Consider the following 17,475-nt stretch of genomic DNA (forward strand, 5'->3'; position numbering starts at 1 on the left):
TCCTATTCAGATTTATTTAAAACTCTCTGAACAAATACATTTATTTCTTCCATTTTAACACCTGTAAATGTTTCTACTTGCGTTTTAACATTTTCTTGAAGTTCTCTAATAACACTTGGAATCTTTATACCATATTCAACAGCAACACTTATATCTATACTTGTTTTATTGTCACTCAAATTCACTTTAATTCCTTTGGAAATATTCTTCTTATTAAAAGAATTATTACCATTACTGTTATTATTAAATAGCGGATATACTCCCTTAATTTCGCTCGCGGCTATACCTGCTATAACAGTTATAACATCATCAGATATTTTAACAACTCCAATACTATTATTCACTTACCCAACCCCTCTACTTAATTACAAAATAATTATATCAAATGACAATTTTAAATACCATATATAAAACAAAAAAACTACTGATAACATATCAGTAGTTTTTTATCTTACTTCTTTAATTCTATCTCTACATTTTTAATTTTAGCTACACTCATAACCACTTCTTGAATTTGCTTTCTTTGACTTTCTGTAAGTTCAGAAGCATTCTTAACAAATATTCTAGCTTTATCATTCTCAATTAAACATAATATTTCTTCAAATCCTTTACCTTTAAGAGCAAGTTCAATTTTAGTTTCATTTTCTTGATCCATAACTAAAGCCATCTTCTGTTTAGCCGCCGTATCTCTATCCATTTGTGATACATTTTCACTATCTATTATTTCTGCTAAATACTCAAGAGTTTCAGCTGATTTCTTATCCCTAACAGATTTTGCTTCGTAGAAGAAGTCATACCCTATTTCATCTTGTTTGGAATTATTTATATTTGCAGCATCATCACCACTATCAGTTATAGATACTGTTCCTAAATCCTGCATTGAACTGTTAACCTTTGCTGCTAATACGCCAGCACATACAATTAATGCTAATAACGCAAGTATAACTCCAGCTTGTTTTTTATTCATAATCAAAATCCCCCTAAATTTTTCAAATTAGTTTTCCATTTTTTAATAATAGTCACTCTTTCATAGGTATGACATTAACCTTACTTTCACTTATATCATAAAGAGAAGACACCATTTTAGTTAATTTATATGAAAGTTTGTTATCATCTGCCCCTTCAGCAACTATAAGTATCCCAACTATCTTAGGATTATATGTTTTCAAAATTAATGGTTCAGTACTATTCCCCTGATTTGACATTACAACCTTAGTGCCATCTTTATTGTTATTATTAACTCTATTTCCTCCATTACTATCGCGTTCTTCTATTACTGTATTCGATTTCTCACTATCAAGTGCTGGAATTCTTTCTTCTCCGCCTTCAAAATGTATAACAACATCAACTTCCCCTACTCCTCTTACTTTAGATAAAATATTTTTTAATTCTAATTTAACTTTATCCTCATAGGAAAATTGAGTATAATCAACCCCATATTTATTTTGCTGCGATACTTCTCCACTTGAAACATCTAGCAATGCTGGTATTGAATTATTAAAATAACTAACTGCAAAAATCATAATTCCAGCTATAATAATTAATATAATCATATAAGTAAATTTATTACTTTTTTTTATAATTTTTTGTTTTATCTTTTCCATCTGCTACTGGACCCCTTAATTTAAATATACCTTTATAATATTTTCTGAAATATTTAACTCATTAGATAAAAATTTTCTTATTTCTTTAGCTTTTGCTCCCTCTTTACTTATAAATTTATTATCTTGTTTATCATCTATAATAACTTCTTCAATCGTTTCTATCTTCTTAACACCATGCTCATCTACTCTTACAATAACTTCCAATATTTTAAAATCTCCATCCTGATAAACACAAGATGCTTCAACATCAAATTTATTTTTTTTAAACTTATTTTCCAATATTATTTTACAATTTCTAGAAATATTTTCTTCAAAACTTTCTAAAGTTGTTTTCTTAGCTCTCTCACTATACTCCTCAAAATTATTTTTTAGATAATCATCAAATTTATCAATATAATTTTCATTTACAGCTATGTCCTTATACAAATTATTATCTTGGTTAACAAAATTAATAATTGGATTTATAACAACAACTATAAAAATAAGTCCTAAGACAAATTTTGCATATCTTTTAATACTATTCTCAGGTAAAACAAGTTCTATCGCTGTCATAAACAAGATAGTTACACAAATATCACTTACCCAATCTTTTAAAATTTCCATTTATAATAACTCCTAAACACCTATTATTAATTTCCCTGCAGATGCAATTATAGAAATCATTACAAAAAACAATATAGATACTACTATCACACACGACATTATAAGAATTAATGAATCACCTACAGAACTGATAGCAGAAACTATTCTATTATCAGAAATAGGTTCAATAATGGCTGCAGTTAATCTATATAATGTAGCCATTATAAAAATCTTAATTATTGGAACTAATACAATAGCTATAACAATTATAAGCCCTAAGGAACTAACGGCATTTTTCAAAAGTATAGAGTAACCTGCAACAGTAGCAATTGCATCAGAAATTGCCTTTCCTACTATTGGAACAAAATTATCTACAGCAAATTTAGCTGTTTTAGCTGTTACAATATCTAAAGATTCTGCTGTAAATCCTCTTATTGTAAGCATACTTATAAAAAACGTTATAAAAATTCCCTGAGCCCAAAGTACAATCTGATTGGTATGCTTTATTAAATTTGATATTTTAAAATTATTTGATATATTATTAGCAAACTGTAACATAAATCCTAAAAGTATAATTGGAATCAAAATATTCAAATAAAACGTAGGACCTATGTTCGTAAGCAAAATTATTATTGGATCAAGTGTTGCAACCTGACTAATTCCACCAGCAGATAAAAGTAATGTGCTAAGTACAGGTATCAATACTAATAAAAAATTATTTAACTCTTTTATAGTTTCCTTAGCTATATCAATTCCTATAAGAAAAGTTTTGGAAAGTATTATTATAAGCAGAGCATAGCACGCATAAAAAGCAACATTTGACAATGTTTGATTAGAAAAAGCATTTTGAAGATTCTGTATAAGTGAACAAATAACAGCTATTATTATTACGGTAGAAACTCCCTTTAAGACTAGAATAACTTCCTTTATAATGAATGATGTTATGTTTTTAAATATAGTTTTACCAATACTCATTTTCTCATTTCCATGACTCATAAGTGACTTTACATATTCCTTAGGATCCAAATCTTTCAATATTTCTATATCATCTTTCATGTTAATTATGTAATCATAAAGATTTGATATTTCCTTTTCATTTTCCTTAATTATTTCCTGCATATTATCGTTATTAAATACATTCTCATTATTGCTAATAGTTGCACTAACACTTAAATTCGGTAAAAAAAACAAAGTTAATAAAAAAATTAATAAAAATATTTTCTTTATCATAAATACCTTCCTACATAATGTTTAAAATTGATTGCAAAACAGCCATTAATATGGGAACTGCTAAAAACAATATTAAAATTTTCCCACCGAATTCAACTTTTGAGGCAATATTATTAGATCCTGCATCCTTACATATTTCACTACAAAAAGACGCTATGTAACTTATGGCCAATATTTTTAAAACAATATTTAAATAAACTGTATTTATATTTGCCTTTAATGCCATATCTTGAAGAAATAATATAATCGCATTAAATTTACCAAATATAAACACAAAAATAGAAACACCTACAAATAAGGAAATTATCACGGCCAGATCTTTTCTACTCTGTTGCACAATTATTATAAAAAATAATGCTATTAGTGCAAAAAACGCTATTTTTATAATCTCCATTTAATCACCTACAATTGAAACATTGTCTTAATAGTATTAAATAGATCACCTATAAGTTGTATAACCATAAATAAGATTAAAACTATACCTAAAATATTAGATAATGTTGCGTACTCTTCTCTACCAATACTTTTTAAAACCTTATCAAGAATTGCAATAAGGATTCCAACTCCACCAATTTTAAATATCATAGAAAAATCTAACATTTTACACACTCTCCCTATATGAGAAAAATAACAATCATAGCTCCTACTCCGATTCCTAAAGTACTATAAACTTTTTTATTTTTATTTCTAAATTCTATTGCTTCTATCAATTGATCTTCTATACGTTTTGTAAAAATACAAAATACATTTTCAAATGAATTAAGATTACTGTTTTCAATGTTATTAAAAAAATCATATATCATATCTAAATCAGATTGATTAAGATATAATTTAAGCTTATTCTTTTCAAAAACTCTTCTAACACAATCAACCAAATTATAAAAATCTCCATTTTCAATTTCATCTGCAATCTTATGTAAATTTATACTAAGTTCAGATTTTTGGGGACAGGACTCTCTCAATGCATAAGCTATCGGAGTTCGCATGAATGTTATGTTATTTTTTAACGAATAAAATACTGCTTCAAATTCTTGAAGTTCTTTTACCCTAAATTTGTAACCATTTCCTAATATTATTCCTATAAGAGAAATACACACAAAAATAATTAATAAAGCTATAAATTTCATAGTGATCCTCTCTAAACTATTTTTACTCTTTCTAAAGTTCCAATTCCATTCTTATTACTAAGTATCAAAATACATTTAAATATTTTCTCCATACTAGTATTTAAATTGCTCATACGTAACTTATTATAAAAATCTTCTTCACTGCTACCATGTATTGTTGAAATTATAGATACTCCCGAATTGTAAGCGATCAGCACACTTTCAAAATCCTCTCTTGTTCCAATTTCATCACAAATTATAACTTCAGGAGCCATAGATCTTATAGCAAGAATTATTCCTTTACTTTTTAGGCAATTATCATATACATCAGTTCTGATTCCCACATCTAACTGAGGAATTCCTCTAAAACTAGCTGCTATTTCACTTCTTTCATCTATAACAGATACTTTAAATCCTCTATTAAGAGGACTATCACCATTTGAAATAATCTTAGACAAATCTCTCAATAGAGTTGTTTTTCCACATTTAGGTGGAGAAATTATAAGAGTGTTCAAAATCTCACCACCCTTATATATATAATTAATAAATTTTCTTCCAAATCCCATAACTTCTTTGCATATCCTAATATTTAATGATGAGATATTTTTTAAATATTTTACTTGTCCATTCTCAAAAATCCATTCACCAGTTATTCCAACCCTATGTCCACCTTGTATCGTTATAAACCCCTGTTTTACATCTTCCTCAAAAGCAAAAATAGAATACTTACTAATCTTATTTATGGTAGCTCTAATATCTTCAGCAGAGGTCCTTACAGTTAATACGATTTCTTTATCTGAAAAAATTAATATAACAGGCTTATTAACCTTCAACCTAATCTCTTGCAAATTATTTAGAGATCCACTTTTTTCTAATTGGTACCTTAAATTTATAGAAAATAAATTTATTAACTCATATAAATTACTAATAATACTTAACCTCCTTCCAATAAATTATATTTTTTTATTCTTTTTTTAGTACAAAAACATAAAAAAGTTATTAGTGATATCACTAATAACTTTTTAAATTTATACTATGCCCTTTCCATATATTCTCCGGTTCTAGTATCTATTCTTATTTTATCACCCTCATTTATAAATAAAGGAACTTGGATTACAGTGCCTGTCTCAATTTTAGCTGGTTTTAAAGTATTTGTTGCTGTATTACCTTTAAATCCCGGATCTGTTTCAATAACCTCTAATTCAACAAAATTAGGTGCCTCAACAGAAAAAGCTTCTCCTCTATAAAATTTTATAACAGCATTCATATTTTCTTTTAAATATTTTATTGCATCCTCTACTTTTTCATAATTAAGTGGAATTTGTTCATATGTTTCCAAATCCATAAAATAATATAATGATTCATCATTGTATAGATACTCCATCTCTTTTCTCTCAATAACAGCCTCTTGAAATTTTTCTGATGGATTAAATGTTCTCTCAATAACCCCTCCAGCTATTACATTTCTTAATTTAGTCCTAACAAATGCAGCACCCTTACCTGGTTTTACATGTAAAAAATCTATAACTATGTACACTTGACCATCATATTCAAAAGTAATCCCTTTTCTTAAATCTCCCGCCGTTAACATAACGATAATTAAACCTCCACATCTATTTATTTCGCACATTCATTCTAACAAATTAAATTAATGTATTCAATATATCCAATTACATTTCAGCCGATATGTTCAAGTTGTAATCCAACTTATTTTTTATAATATTTATCCTATTTATTCTTAAATGTGGTATATTGCTCAAAAATTCTAAAAAATTATATGCATCGTTAATATACATATTTTGATTTATATCAAATCTAACCATATCACTATCTAAATACTCAATATTATCTAATATAACATTATTATTTAATAAATCATTCTTAAATTTTAAAAATTCATTTTCTTTAGCCTGTTTAAATTCAATTTCAGATGAAACAATATTGTCTTGTATTAATCTAAATTTATCTACTTTAATTTTAGTCACCATATTTATACATATCATAATAAATAGGAAAAAAATTAAAATTCCCAATACAAATTTATATCTCCTAATTACCTTATTCATCTTTTCTTTATACCCCTATATCTATTTTATATAAGTATAAACCGTCATTTTCTGACATATATTCATAAGACTTAATATATAAATTAGCTTGTATTAAATTATCCACTATGCTATATATATATTTTTTATCTGCAATTCTAACATTAATACTTATATTATCTAAAGTATATTCTATATTTTCTATAAACAATTTCATACTATCAAGTAATAATAAAATAATATCAACACTGTTTTTATGTTCAACCTGTAGATCACTTATAATTTTAGATTGTTTTGAATTCAATAAATTACTATATGTTTTTCTATTTATCAAAATATTTCCGGATACTCCTCCTATTAATATTAAAACTATACAAATATAGGATAAATATTTTTTATGCGTTCTTTTTAAAATTCTCTCTCTTTTTCCAAAACTTAAAAAATTTACTCCTGATATAGTCATGTTCCCTTAATATTTCCTCCACAGTATGATTTGAAAATATACATTTAAATTTGTAATTACATGATATATTTTCTTGATCACAATTCAAAAAATATATATCATTATTAATTGAAACATTAAATTCTTTCTTAACATATTGCATGCTATCGATTATATAAATATCCAAATTATCAAAAGTATCTGCATTTATATAATCATTTAATAATATTAACGAATTTCTAAACATAATAATATTATAATTTGAACTATCTATCTTATTTATTAAAATTCCATTTTTTGTATTAAACTTATTCGATATATATTCAACTATTATAAATTGTAAAGGTCTAACCACCAAATAAGACTTATCTATATATTTTAAAATTTCTTGTACATCCTTTTTTATCTTCATAGCATACAATAATATGCGTACTTGCCCATTATTAATGTCCGAATCCAAAAGAAAATAATCATATAATACGTCATCATTAAAACTATTAAAATAAAATTTTAATGAATTCAGAATTCTATCACCTATATAATTATCTAAAGGCATAAACAAAGACTTAATTAAAAAATCTCTAACTTCGAATATAATAATAGAATTTTTTATATTAAATTTGTTTATATCTTTAATATAAACATCCGAGATATTAGATTTTTCATATTTATTTGTTATTTTTTTAAAATATATATCAAATTTATCCTTATTATAATATATTAAATTCTTCATAATCCCTCCAAAATACTAAATTCTAAAAATACGAGCAAGATCTAAATTAATATCTCTCCCATTTTCTTTGGCATAAAAATAGTATCCTTTTTTATCCTCATTACTATAATACAGTAGAATTTTATCTCCATTTGGATTAATGATATTTCCTAAACTAAAGCTCAATATATATAAATTTCCCTTAAACAATTTAATATTATTATTCTTGATGTAATCTAAAAACGTAACCCCTTCAACTATTAAAGATTCATCAACAGCCCTATAATAATCATCCTTATAAATTTTAAGTTTAGATATAAAATTATTAATTGGATCTATCATGCCTACTTCAGAAATATTTTCATAATCCAAATAAGTAGAAATATTTTTGCTCATATAATTTGAATTCATTATTAAACTGAAAATTAATGTTAATACCATCAAAAATGGTATATAAACTACCCCTCTTTTTTTCAATTCAATCAGATATTATAAGACATAAGTGAAATTGGTTTTATTAACTCTATATCCCCCAATAAGATCTTAATAAAAACTAAATTTCCATTCTTATAAATTCTAAAATCATCTACATTCTTAAGTAAATTAGTTACATTTCTATCATCATATTTTAAAGTTATCGTTCCATTTCCAAAAGTTATATCCCGTTTTTTTACTTCACATTGTGAAGTACTTATAGGAATAATTTTTTTATAGGATATCTTCTTATCACTATTAACTTTAAAATCAAATGCATATTCATTAAGTTCACTATTTAAAAATACTTCTAACTCTCTAATTTTTAAAACATTCGTAGATATATTAATATTGGAAATAAGATATTTAACACTACTTATAATATAATTATTCATAGATACAGCAATAACAACGAATATCGATAGACTTATAATCGATTCTAAAAGCATATGCCCTCTCTTTTTATGCCTTATAATATTAAATACACCTCCAATACTAAATTTCTAATTTATCCTTAAATATCATTTGGTCGTCTTTAATGTACTCTATAGTAATATCATTCATATATTCATCAAAATACAAACGAAAGTATTCAGAATTATCGCATTTGTAATTTTCGAAATATTGATTAAGTTCTTTATATTTATCAAGTTTTATATTATTTGCATTTATGTAAGTATCTCCTTTAATATGAATATATTGGTTATTAAAAAACAATTCATATTTTATGATATCAATCTTGTTTATAATATCTTTCGTCAATAATATAGATCGCATAGCCTTAACATTTATATTTATAACCCTAGAAATTGAAATATAAAGCATCGTTATTAATAATATTGAAAATAAATTTTTGAATAAAATAGATCCTCTCTTTTTATACTTATGCATAATTAACTTTTCCTGTTATAGTTGAAATTGTTATTTTGTTTAACTTATCGCAAAAATAATATGAAAATGTTGCTCCTCTAGTTATTACACCGTTATCTTCTATAATTAATCTCGAATTATAAATTCCATTGAAACTTGCCATCCTTATCTGCTTTGGAAAATCAAATCTATCTACAACTTCATTACGATTATTTGCTAATAACATTCTTTTCTCATAAAATCTCAAAATATAAACACTAGAATCATTAACTGCAGAATATTTACCTCTATTAACAAAATCTATAAATTCCAATTTAAATTTTGTATGCATATAATTATTGTACATTTTCTTAAACATACCTACGTTAAGTGCTAATCCACCCACTATAACCATCAATATCATCAACGAAGTTAAATTTTCTATCAATATCATTCCTCTCTTTTTCATATCATCCACCCCACAAAGAGTTAAAATTTTCATATGATATCAAAGGAATAATAAATATTGAAATAAAAATTAAAACAATAAGGCCACAAATAACTATAAATATTGGTTCTATTAATTTTGTATATCTTTCCATACTCTCATAATGCTTTTTAGAGTAAGTTGTCCAAATATTTTTTAATGCTAAAACTAATTTTGAACTCTTTTCACCAATACTTATTATAGAGATAATTTCTGGATCAAAAATCTTACTATTTGTTAATGACTCACAAAAATCAAATCCTTGATTAATTTCCCCATAAATATAACTTGCATATTTGCTACAATCATCATTATCTAAATTACTAATTATCTTTAGTGCTGTAGCTAAATCTATCCCACTATCTATTATGTAATACAACATTTGAATAAATTTTAATTGACACTTCTTAAAATGAATCTTCCTAATTATAGAAATCTTAAATATTAACTTTGTAAAATATACTTTACTCTTAAATAATGTAATTAATAAAATTACGCCAGATATCACTAATATACAAAATAAAAAATAATTATCTTTAATAAATAAACACACATCTATAAAAATCCGGCTCATATTTGGTAAATTGGAAATTTGTGATTGAAATGAATTAAAATAACTAGGTATAAAAACTAAAATACATAGATTAAACATAATTATTAAAAATGTAGATAATAAAATAGGATATGACATAGAGGATTTAATTTTACTTGATATATTAATCTTATCTTCATAGTATTTACTTAAATTATTAAGCACATCTGCTAACTTACCTGTCTCTTCACTAACTGATATCAAAGATAGAAATATATTATCCAATTTATAATTTGTCTTATTAAGAGCATCATATAATAAGTTTCCATTTAATAACTTATTATATAATGAATCATAAAACTTAGTATAAGATTTCAATTTTGTATTGTTTGAATTATTCCTAAAAATTAAAATCGATTCTGTTAACGATATACCACTTTTTACTAAAAAGTATAGATCTTCACAAAATCTTTTGTACCAAATAGTTTTTAATTTTTTCTTAAGAACAAATATTTTCGGAATCTTAATCTTTAAATAAATTTTTGACTTGCATTCATTCAAAAAATCCCTAAAATTACCCCCATAAATTTTAAATTTAAATTCTCTCCCTTCCTTAACCAAAACAATATAATTATCCATCATCTCAAAATCTCCAAATCTTTTATATAAACTTCTCCACTATTAATAAGAGTTTCAACATTTTGGCTAAAAGAGTATTCAAAATATTTCGTATTGATATATTCCCTTATATATGCCATTGGTTTCTTTTTCAAAAGCATTTCCTTTATTATATCATCTATTATCAAAATCTCACTTAATAAAATTCTTCCACTATAACCTGTAAATTTACATTTTTCACATCCATGTGGTGAATAATATTTTGCTTTTTCGTACTTCTTGTTAAATACAATCATCTCATCAATACTTTTTTTCTTTTTACAATTACATAACTTTTTTACAAGTCTTTGAGATATAACTAAATCCAATGCATCTATAGCTAAAAATTCATTAACTCCTAAATCAATTAATCTTGTTATTACAGACAATGAATCCTTAGCATGTATTGTTGAAAAAACTTTATGTCCAACTACAGAAGACGACACAGCAACTTTCGCGGTTTCTTCATCGCGAATTTCTCCAATCATCAATACATCTGGATCATGCCTTAATATGTTTCTTGATATTTCATTAAATGTTAAACCTGCTTTCTCATTAATAGAACTTTGATTTATTCCCTCAATTTCATATTCAACTGGGTCTTCTATGGTATAAATACTTATCCTCTCACTATTTATACTTTCTATAAATTTATATAAGGTCGTTGACTTACCACTACCAGTAGGACCCGATAATATAATCATTCCATTCTTTTTCGAAAGATATCTTTCTATAATTTTAATTTGCTCTTCACCAAATCCAAGATCACTTATATCCTCATATTCATTCTTGTTATTATGAATCCTAATAGAAATCTTCTCTCCTTTAGATGTAAGAAGTGTTGCAACCCTCAAATTATATTTAAAATCATTGTATTTATATGTAATTTTACCATCTTGAGATATCCTCTTTTCCGTTATATCTAAATTGCTCATAACTTTTATCTTCGTTGATATGAATTTATATACCCGAGGTGAAACGCATTTAAATAATTCAAGCTCACCATTACGTCTAAAACGAATATTAGCTCCAGATTTATTTGGCTCAATATGTATATCACTTACTTTCATGTCTATTGCCAATCTAAGAGTATCGTCATACACATCCTCTAAGTTGTCCTCTGATAAGTTTTGTCGTGATTTAAAAATTTCATAATAATGACATATATTTTCTGCCACAGTCTCCTTAGTGTGAATGTACGGAACAATGTTATCATTAAACATAATTTTTAAATCATTAATAACTTTATCTATAATTTCCGAACAAATTATTATAACTCCATTATTGTATCTCCTAATTGGAAGAACATTAAATTTTGTCGCAAAATCATAATTAACATAATTTAATAAATCTAATTCAATATCTTCTAAAACCAAAATAATCACCTCGACAATTAAATGTATTTTGATTATTTCATTAATTTTTAAAAATATACAAGCTTGTCTGAAAGAATAAAATTTTTCATATGTTTGTGTTATAATCTAGAATGAGGTGATATTTATGCCATTAGACGGAATTTTCTTACATTCATTAATTGATGAAATAAGACCTAAGATAATAAATGGTAAGATTAGAAAGATTAATCAATTTGATAAATATAGTTTTATTTTAAATATTAGGTGTAATGGTGAAAATCAAAATTTATTAATAAGTTCGAATTCTAAATATAATTCAATAAACCTAACTAATCAAAAATATGAAACACCTAAATCTAACCTTATGTTTTCAATAATTTTAAAAAAGTACATATTAAATGGAACAATCAATAATATTTCTCAAGTGGAAAATGATCGAATTTTAAAATTAGATATAGAAAATAGGAATGAACTTGGGGATGTAAATAAATTTGAATTAATAATTGAACTTATGGGAAAACATAGCAATGTTTCACTCATAGAAAAAGATACCCAAAAAGTATTAGATTCTATAAAACATCTTTCTTTAAATAATAATTCTTATAGGACTCTTATGCCAAATTCAATTTATAAGTACCCTCCAAAAGACAACTTGAAATTAAATCCAATGGATTTTACAATACAAAACTTTAAAAAGATATCAAACATCATAGAAAACAATCCATTAATGTATTCAAAAATATTTCAGGGTGTTTCTCCTCAACTATCAAAGTTTATATTTGAGTTAATCTCCAATGAATCATTTGATAAAAAATTTGAAGTTCTCAGTGAAATATTCAAAAATATTAAGATTCAGCCCACCCTATATAAAATTAATAATACTTATAAAGATTTTTATAGTTTTGACATTAATATAAGTGATGATAAAACTATAAAACAAGACTTAAACAGTTTGATAGATGATTTTATTATAAATAAAAATTCATCTGATGATATGAATGGAAAAGTCACAAATATACGAAAAATTATAAACTCTGTCATACAAAAATCTTCTAAAAAAATCTCAATTTTTAAGTCTGCAATTAAAGATAGTGAAAATAAAGATAAATTTAAACTCTATGGTGATTTAATCTCCTCAAATATATACATGCTAAAGGGTGGAGAAGATCATATAATAGCTCAAAATTATTTTAGTAAAGAATTAGAAGAAATCAAAATCCCATTAAATCCTAAAATTAACGCTTCTCAAAATATAGAATATTATTATAAGAAATTCAAAAAACTTAAAAAATCCGAAGAAATAAATCTAAATAATATTTTAGCATGTGAAAAAGAAATTGATTATTTAAATTCTGTTTTACTCAATCTAGACAATATACAAAATAACAATGATATTGATGATATAAGAATGGAACTTGGTCAAAGCGGATACTTGAAAGTTATAAAAACAAAGAACAAAGATAATATAATAAAATCATCACCACATCATTATATAACATCAAATGGCATTTCAATTTTTGTTGGAAAAAATAATATACAAAACGAGTCATTAACTTTCAAATTTTCAAAAAAAGACTATATTTGGTTTCACGTTAAAAATATCGCTGGTAGCCATGTTATCCTTGCACATAATAATCCAAATGATAAATTAATAGAAATAGCGTCAATGTTAGCAGCATTTTATAGCAAGGCATCATCATCTTCAAATGTTCCTATTGATTATACTAAAGTAAAAAACGTCAAAAAAATGCCACATGCAAAACCAGGAATGGTTATTTACACATCATATAATACGGCTTATGTTACTCCTCCTAAGGACATAAATGAACTCAATCTGACAATAAAATCCTGATTATTTTGATACATAAATCATAATTAAAGGTTAAATAATATAAGTGTATTCTAAAATAAAAGGTGGTTATATTATGGGAAGAAATGTTCAAGATCATGTTGATTCAAGTATAAGTTCAATGCAAAATGTAATAAGTGCTTTGCAAAAAGCTGAATGTAACTGTGAAAAAGAATCTAATAAGAAAGTTATAAGATCAGCAATAGAATCTATAAATTGTGCTTGTGATCATCTTTGTGAATACTGCGATTAAAACAAAAAATCCTATGAAAATTATCATAGGATTTTTATTATTTATTGTGTGCTGGAACATTCTTATCTACAACTACTTGTTTCTCTACCCAAGTATTATTTTCATATGTTAAATCAAAAGCCTTACCAAAACCTTTAACTAATCTTCCACTCAAGATATCTATTTCGAAAAAATCGAAATCCATTCCATATAATACTTCCATCATTCTCTTTCCATGTATTTCTTCAAACTTTTCCTTAATACAGTCTGAAATTTCATCAAGTTTCTTTGCATTACCCTTGAAGCTTACTCTTTCCCTTGCAAATAAGTTTTGAGATTTAGACTCATCACTTATAACCATTAAACTTACGTTACCATTTTTCTGTATATTGCTATGATGATCTGCAATTCTACTTATATAAATATAAATTTTATTATCTACCATTACATATGGCGAATAACTTATTTGTGGAAATCCATCACCATTAATAGATGAAATCATTATAGTTTTTTGTGAATTTAAAATTTCTTTCATTTAATTTCCCTCCAATATTTTAAGATTTATAATTACTAATTGGTATTATTATTGATTTATTTTTGTACTCACATATATGACAATTTATATCATATACCTCTCTTAAATTTTCGCAATTTATAACTTCTTTAGGTTTACCATAATCAAAAACTCTGCCACCCTTCATTAATATAATCTTATCACTATATTGAATAGCTTGATTCAAATCATGTAAAACCATAACTATAGTTATACTTTTGCTACTATTTATATCTTTAATAAGTTCCATAAGTTCCAATTGATGTGATATATCCAAATATGTTGTCGGTTCATCTAATAGCAGTAAATTCGGAGTTTGCGCAAGAGCCATAGATATCCAAACCCTCTGTCTTTCCCCACCAGATAAACTATTAATATTCGTATTCCTATATTTAAAAACTTTTGTGTATTTCATAGCTTGCTCTACTATTTCACAATCTATATTACTTTTCTTCTCATACCATCTCTTATGTGGAGATCTACCATAGTAAACTAATTGTTCTACTGTTATATCTCCTATCAACTCATTATGTTGCGATAAAATAGCCACTTGTTTTGAAAAATCTTTTAAAGATTTAGAATAAATATTTTTATCTTCAAAATAAATATCTCCAGATAAAGGTTTAAGATATCGAGTTAAACAATTAAGAAGAGTAGATTTACCTGAACCATTAGGTCCTAAAATTGTTACAATTTCTCCTCTTTGTATCTCAATAGATAATTTTTCTATTATAACCTTATCCTCATATCCAACTTTTAAATCTTTTACACTTAACAAAGATTCCTACTCTCCTTTCTTTTTTCTTAACAAATATAGGAAAAACGGTGCTCCTAACAATGACATTATTATACCAACAGGTAATTCTACACTTCCACCTATCACTCTAGATAATGTATCAGCTAAAAGTACAATTATCCCTCCAAAAGAGATAGCCAGCGGTAAAGAATATTTATAATCATATCCAACTATCATTCTACAAATATGTGGTATTACAAGTCCAACAAATCCTATAATACCAACAATTGATGTACATACCGCTGCCAAAAATACCCCAACTATTGATACAAACAATCTCAAATGTGTAATATTAAAACCTAAATTCAAAATTGTTTTCTCTCCAAGAGCCAATATATTAGCTGGCCTTATACAAAATAAAGCTAGCAACAATCCAATAATAACATAAACACTTAAAACTTTAAAATCAGCCCATGTTTTCTGTGACAAACTCCCATTCAACCAAAGCAAAGTACTTTGTATCCTATCACTATAAAAAATCGTAAATATTGATATCACACTTCCAAATACAGAATTAATAGCAACACCAGATAGTATTATTCTACTTGGAGAAATTCCGCCATCTTTCCATGCTAATAAAAACACTAATGCACATGCTATAAGTCCACCTAAAAAAGATGCTATAGGTAATCCATAAGAAAATGATGGCAACGCTAAAAGTATTATAATCGCTACAACACTAGCTCCTGAAGACACTCCAGTTATACCTGGATCTGCTAATGGGTTTTTCATAACAGACTGTAAAAGCATACCCGATACAGATAAACTAGCACCAACTAAAACAGCAATGAGATTCCTTGGCAATCTAATCTCATAAATTATCACATTTAATAAGTCATTTCCATTTCCAAAAAGCGATAATAAAATCTCTTTTAATCCGAACTTTACACTACCAAAAGCACACAATACAAATGTCAAAATTAATAACACTATATATGAAATTATTATAATCGTTATAGATTTTTTTCTATTAACCATTAAATATTTCTCCAAGTTTAGTCAATGCTTGATCAATGTAAATATTTGCTGATGTTCCAAATAAGTTAGAGTCTAAATTATAAATCTTATTATTCTTTATAGCATCTAAATTTCTCCATGCTGGATTCTCTTCAAATAATTTTTCAAGCGACTTATTGGCTTCTTCTATATTTCCATGTCCAAAAGTCAGTATTACATCTGGCTGATTTACAAGTAATTGTTCCAAATTTAAGTTAACATAATTATTCACTGCCTGTATGTCTGAATTACTTTCCATTATCTCATTCGCTATATTTTTTAATCCTAAAGCCTTGACCAAACTTCCCACATAAGAATCTTCAGTTGCAAGCATATTACTCTCAGAAGTACCGAATATTATAGCAACCTTCAAATCTTTACTTACTCCACTTAAATTATTTATCGGCTCTCTAAACTTTTGTACTAACTTATTTGCCTGTTCTTCCTTGTTTATCTTTTTCCCCAATTCTTCTATATCATGTAAAAATTTGTCATAAGTAGAAGTATCAATATAAAACGTATCAATTCCATATTGTTTTGCTGAATCTTCAATTTTATCTTTAAACAAATAATCACCAATCAAAAGTTCTGTTCCAACAGAGAGTACCTTTTCAAAATCTGGAGAAAAAGAACTTCCTATCTCAGGAATATCAACATATTCATTTGGTAATTCTAATTTAGTTGTCGGTCTACCAACTATTTTTTGATTCATTTCAGATAAAACATGAGAAATTGAAACACTAGCTACAGATATTTTAATTTCATTCTGTTCCTCATTAACTCCAACATTACTACTAGTTGTAACATTATCTTTATATGTTTGTTCAGTGGAACTACATCCAACAAGTAAAAAAACAGTTAAAATAATACTCGATACTTTTTTAAAACTCATAAAACATACTCCAATATTTACTAATATTATTAATACTGATAATCAAAATCATTTATTTTATCGTTAATTTTAGGAGCAATAT

25 protein-coding genes are annotated in these 17,475 nt (G+C 25.7%); 2 read left to right on the forward strand and 23 right to left on the reverse strand.

The genetic code is table 11. From position 1 onward, the window contains the following. Nucleotides 1-2 precede the first annotated feature (2 nt). From SFBMNL_RS05075 to SFBMNL_RS05165, 19 genes are all read right to left on the reverse strand, one after another. Nucleotides 3-344, reverse strand: a complete 342-nt coding sequence (locus tag SFBMNL_RS05075) for an Asp23/Gls24 family envelope stress response protein (protein ID WP_042294730.1) — start codon at nucleotides 342-344, stop codon at nucleotides 3-5. Between the two features lie 107 nt (nucleotides 345-451). After that, complete coding sequence (locus tag SFBMNL_RS05080; protein WP_005805903.1) at nucleotides 452-967, reverse strand: SpoIIIAH-like family protein; 516 nt, start codon at nucleotides 965-967, stop codon at nucleotides 452-454. Nucleotides 968-1,019: 52 nt separating this feature from the next. Further along, nucleotides 1,020-1,604, reverse strand: coding sequence for a stage III sporulation protein AG (spoIIIAG, locus tag SFBMNL_RS05085; RefSeq protein ID WP_042294731.1), 585 nt, complete (start codon nucleotides 1,602-1,604; stop codon nucleotides 1,020-1,022). Nucleotides 1,605-1,619: 15 nt separating this feature from the next. Continuing rightward, on the reverse strand, nucleotides 1,620-2,207 hold the full coding sequence (spoIIIAF, locus tag SFBMNL_RS05090; protein ID WP_042294732.1) for a stage III sporulation protein AF: 588 nt from the start codon (nucleotides 2,205-2,207) through the stop codon (nucleotides 1,620-1,622). A 12-nt stretch (nucleotides 2,208-2,219) separates the two neighbouring features. After that, the gene (gene spoIIIAE, locus SFBMNL_RS05095; RefSeq protein WP_005805898.1) at nucleotides 2,220-3,416 is read right to left on the reverse strand and encodes a stage III sporulation protein AE; all 1,197 of its coding nucleotides are present in this window, start codon (nucleotides 3,414-3,416) and stop codon (nucleotides 2,220-2,222) included. Between the two features lie 10 nt (nucleotides 3,417-3,426). Continuing rightward, nucleotides 3,427-3,810, reverse strand: coding sequence for a stage III sporulation protein AD (gene spoIIIAD, locus SFBMNL_RS05100; protein ID WP_005805896.1), 384 nt, complete (start codon nucleotides 3,808-3,810; stop codon nucleotides 3,427-3,429). A gap of 8 nt (nucleotides 3,811-3,818) precedes the next feature. After that, nucleotides 3,819-4,016, reverse strand: a complete 198-nt coding sequence (gene spoIIIAC, locus SFBMNL_RS05105) for a stage III sporulation protein AC (RefSeq protein ID WP_005805894.1) — start codon at nucleotides 4,014-4,016, stop codon at nucleotides 3,819-3,821. A gap of 14 nt (nucleotides 4,017-4,030) precedes the next feature. Then, nucleotides 4,031-4,543: a stage III sporulation protein AB gene (locus SFBMNL_RS05110; RefSeq protein WP_005805892.1), complete on the reverse strand. Its 513-nt coding sequence runs from the start codon at nucleotides 4,541-4,543 to the stop codon at nucleotides 4,031-4,033. Nucleotides 4,544-4,554: 11 nt separating this feature from the next. Further along, the gene (spoIIIAA, locus tag SFBMNL_RS05115; RefSeq protein WP_242821366.1) at nucleotides 4,555-5,415 is read right to left on the reverse strand and encodes a stage III sporulation protein AA; all 861 of its coding nucleotides are present in this window, start codon (nucleotides 5,413-5,415) and stop codon (nucleotides 4,555-4,557) included. Between the two features lie 140 nt (nucleotides 5,416-5,555). Further along, a complete protein-coding gene (efp, locus tag SFBMNL_RS05120) occupies nucleotides 5,556-6,113 on the reverse strand; it encodes an elongation factor P (protein ID WP_042294733.1) in 558 nt (185 codons plus the stop codon). A gap of 79 nt (nucleotides 6,114-6,192) precedes the next feature. After that, nucleotides 6,193-6,588 carry a hypothetical protein gene (locus SFBMNL_RS05125; RefSeq protein WP_005805887.1) on the reverse strand — a complete coding sequence of 132 codons (396 nt, stop codon included), beginning with the start codon at nucleotides 6,586-6,588 and terminating at the stop codon, nucleotides 6,193-6,195. Nucleotides 6,589-6,595: 7 nt separating this feature from the next. After that, entirely contained in the window at nucleotides 6,596-6,901 is a 306-nt protein-coding gene (locus SFBMNL_RS05130; protein ID WP_007439852.1) for a hypothetical protein, read from the reverse strand. A gap of 61 nt (nucleotides 6,902-6,962) precedes the next feature. Continuing rightward, on the reverse strand, nucleotides 6,963-7,742 hold the full coding sequence (locus SFBMNL_RS05135; protein WP_042294734.1) for a hypothetical protein: 780 nt from the start codon (nucleotides 7,740-7,742) through the stop codon (nucleotides 6,963-6,965). A gap of 15 nt (nucleotides 7,743-7,757) precedes the next feature. After that, nucleotides 7,758-8,162, reverse strand: a complete 405-nt coding sequence (locus SFBMNL_RS05140; protein ID WP_042294735.1) for a hypothetical protein — start codon at nucleotides 8,160-8,162, stop codon at nucleotides 7,758-7,760. 41 nt (nucleotides 8,163-8,203) lie between these two features. Beyond that, on the reverse strand, nucleotides 8,204-8,644 hold the full coding sequence (locus tag SFBMNL_RS05145; protein WP_005805878.1) for a hypothetical protein: 441 nt from the start codon (nucleotides 8,642-8,644) through the stop codon (nucleotides 8,204-8,206). A 46-nt stretch (nucleotides 8,645-8,690) separates the two neighbouring features. Further along, nucleotides 8,691-9,086 (reverse strand): hypothetical protein, encoded by a 396-nt coding sequence (locus tag SFBMNL_RS05150; RefSeq protein ID WP_005805877.1) that lies wholly within the window; start codon nucleotides 9,084-9,086, stop codon nucleotides 8,691-8,693. Then, entirely contained in the window at nucleotides 9,079-9,513 is a 435-nt protein-coding gene (locus tag SFBMNL_RS05155) for a hypothetical protein (protein ID WP_007439850.1), read from the reverse strand. Before SFBMNL_RS05155 ends, SFBMNL_RS05150 begins: the two co-directional genes overlap by 8 nt. A gap of 1 nt (nucleotide 9,514) precedes the next feature. Next, nucleotides 9,515-10,705, reverse strand: coding sequence for a type II secretion system F family protein (locus SFBMNL_RS05160; RefSeq protein ID WP_005805873.1), 1,191 nt, complete (start codon nucleotides 10,703-10,705; stop codon nucleotides 9,515-9,517). Beyond that, complete coding sequence (locus SFBMNL_RS05165) at nucleotides 10,702-12,105, reverse strand: GspE/PulE family protein (RefSeq protein ID WP_005805871.1); 1,404 nt, start codon at nucleotides 12,103-12,105, stop codon at nucleotides 10,702-10,704. Before SFBMNL_RS05165 ends, SFBMNL_RS05160 begins: the two co-directional genes overlap by 4 nt. 115 nt (nucleotides 12,106-12,220) lie before the next feature. On the opposite strand from SFBMNL_RS05165, the gene SFBMNL_RS05170 reads away from it, so the two are divergent. Both SFBMNL_RS05170 and SFBMNL_RS08375 read left to right on the forward strand, forming a co-directional pair. After that, nucleotides 12,221-13,927: an Rqc2 family fibronectin-binding protein gene (locus tag SFBMNL_RS05170; protein ID WP_042294736.1), complete on the forward strand. Its 1,707-nt coding sequence runs from the start codon at nucleotides 12,221-12,223 to the stop codon at nucleotides 13,925-13,927. 73 nt (nucleotides 13,928-14,000) lie between these two features. Continuing rightward, the gene (locus SFBMNL_RS08375) at nucleotides 14,001-14,177 is read left to right on the forward strand and encodes a hypothetical protein (RefSeq protein ID WP_007439848.1); all 177 of its coding nucleotides are present in this window, start codon (nucleotides 14,001-14,003) and stop codon (nucleotides 14,175-14,177) included. Between the two features lie 37 nt (nucleotides 14,178-14,214). Here the strand turns inward: SFBMNL_RS08375 and SFBMNL_RS05175 are convergent, their stop codons facing one another. Genes SFBMNL_RS05175 through SFBMNL_RS05190 form a run of 4 tightly spaced genes read right to left on the reverse strand, consistent with a single transcriptional unit; the run spans nucleotide 14,215 to nucleotide 17,393 of the window. Then, the gene (locus tag SFBMNL_RS05175; protein WP_005805865.1) at nucleotides 14,215-14,691 is read right to left on the reverse strand and encodes a HugZ family pyridoxamine 5'-phosphate oxidase; all 477 of its coding nucleotides are present in this window, start codon (nucleotides 14,689-14,691) and stop codon (nucleotides 14,215-14,217) included. A 19-nt stretch (nucleotides 14,692-14,710) separates the two neighbouring features. Next, the gene (locus tag SFBMNL_RS05180; RefSeq protein ID WP_042294737.1) at nucleotides 14,711-15,487 is read right to left on the reverse strand and encodes an ABC transporter ATP-binding protein; all 777 of its coding nucleotides are present in this window, start codon (nucleotides 15,485-15,487) and stop codon (nucleotides 14,711-14,713) included. A 6-nt stretch (nucleotides 15,488-15,493) separates the two neighbouring features. Further along, nucleotides 15,494-16,483, reverse strand: coding sequence for a FecCD family ABC transporter permease (locus tag SFBMNL_RS05185; RefSeq protein WP_042294738.1), 990 nt, complete (start codon nucleotides 16,481-16,483; stop codon nucleotides 15,494-15,496). Continuing rightward, nucleotides 16,476-17,393, reverse strand: a complete 918-nt coding sequence (locus SFBMNL_RS05190) for an ABC transporter substrate-binding protein (RefSeq protein ID WP_042294739.1) — start codon at nucleotides 17,391-17,393, stop codon at nucleotides 16,476-16,478. Before SFBMNL_RS05190 ends, SFBMNL_RS05185 begins: the two co-directional genes overlap by 8 nt. Nucleotides 17,394-17,475: the final 82 nt, after the last annotated feature.

The organism is Candidatus Arthromitus sp. SFB-mouse-NL, assembly GCF_000709435.1.
Lineage (GTDB): Bacteria > Bacillota > Clostridia > Clostridiales > Clostridiaceae > Dwaynesavagella.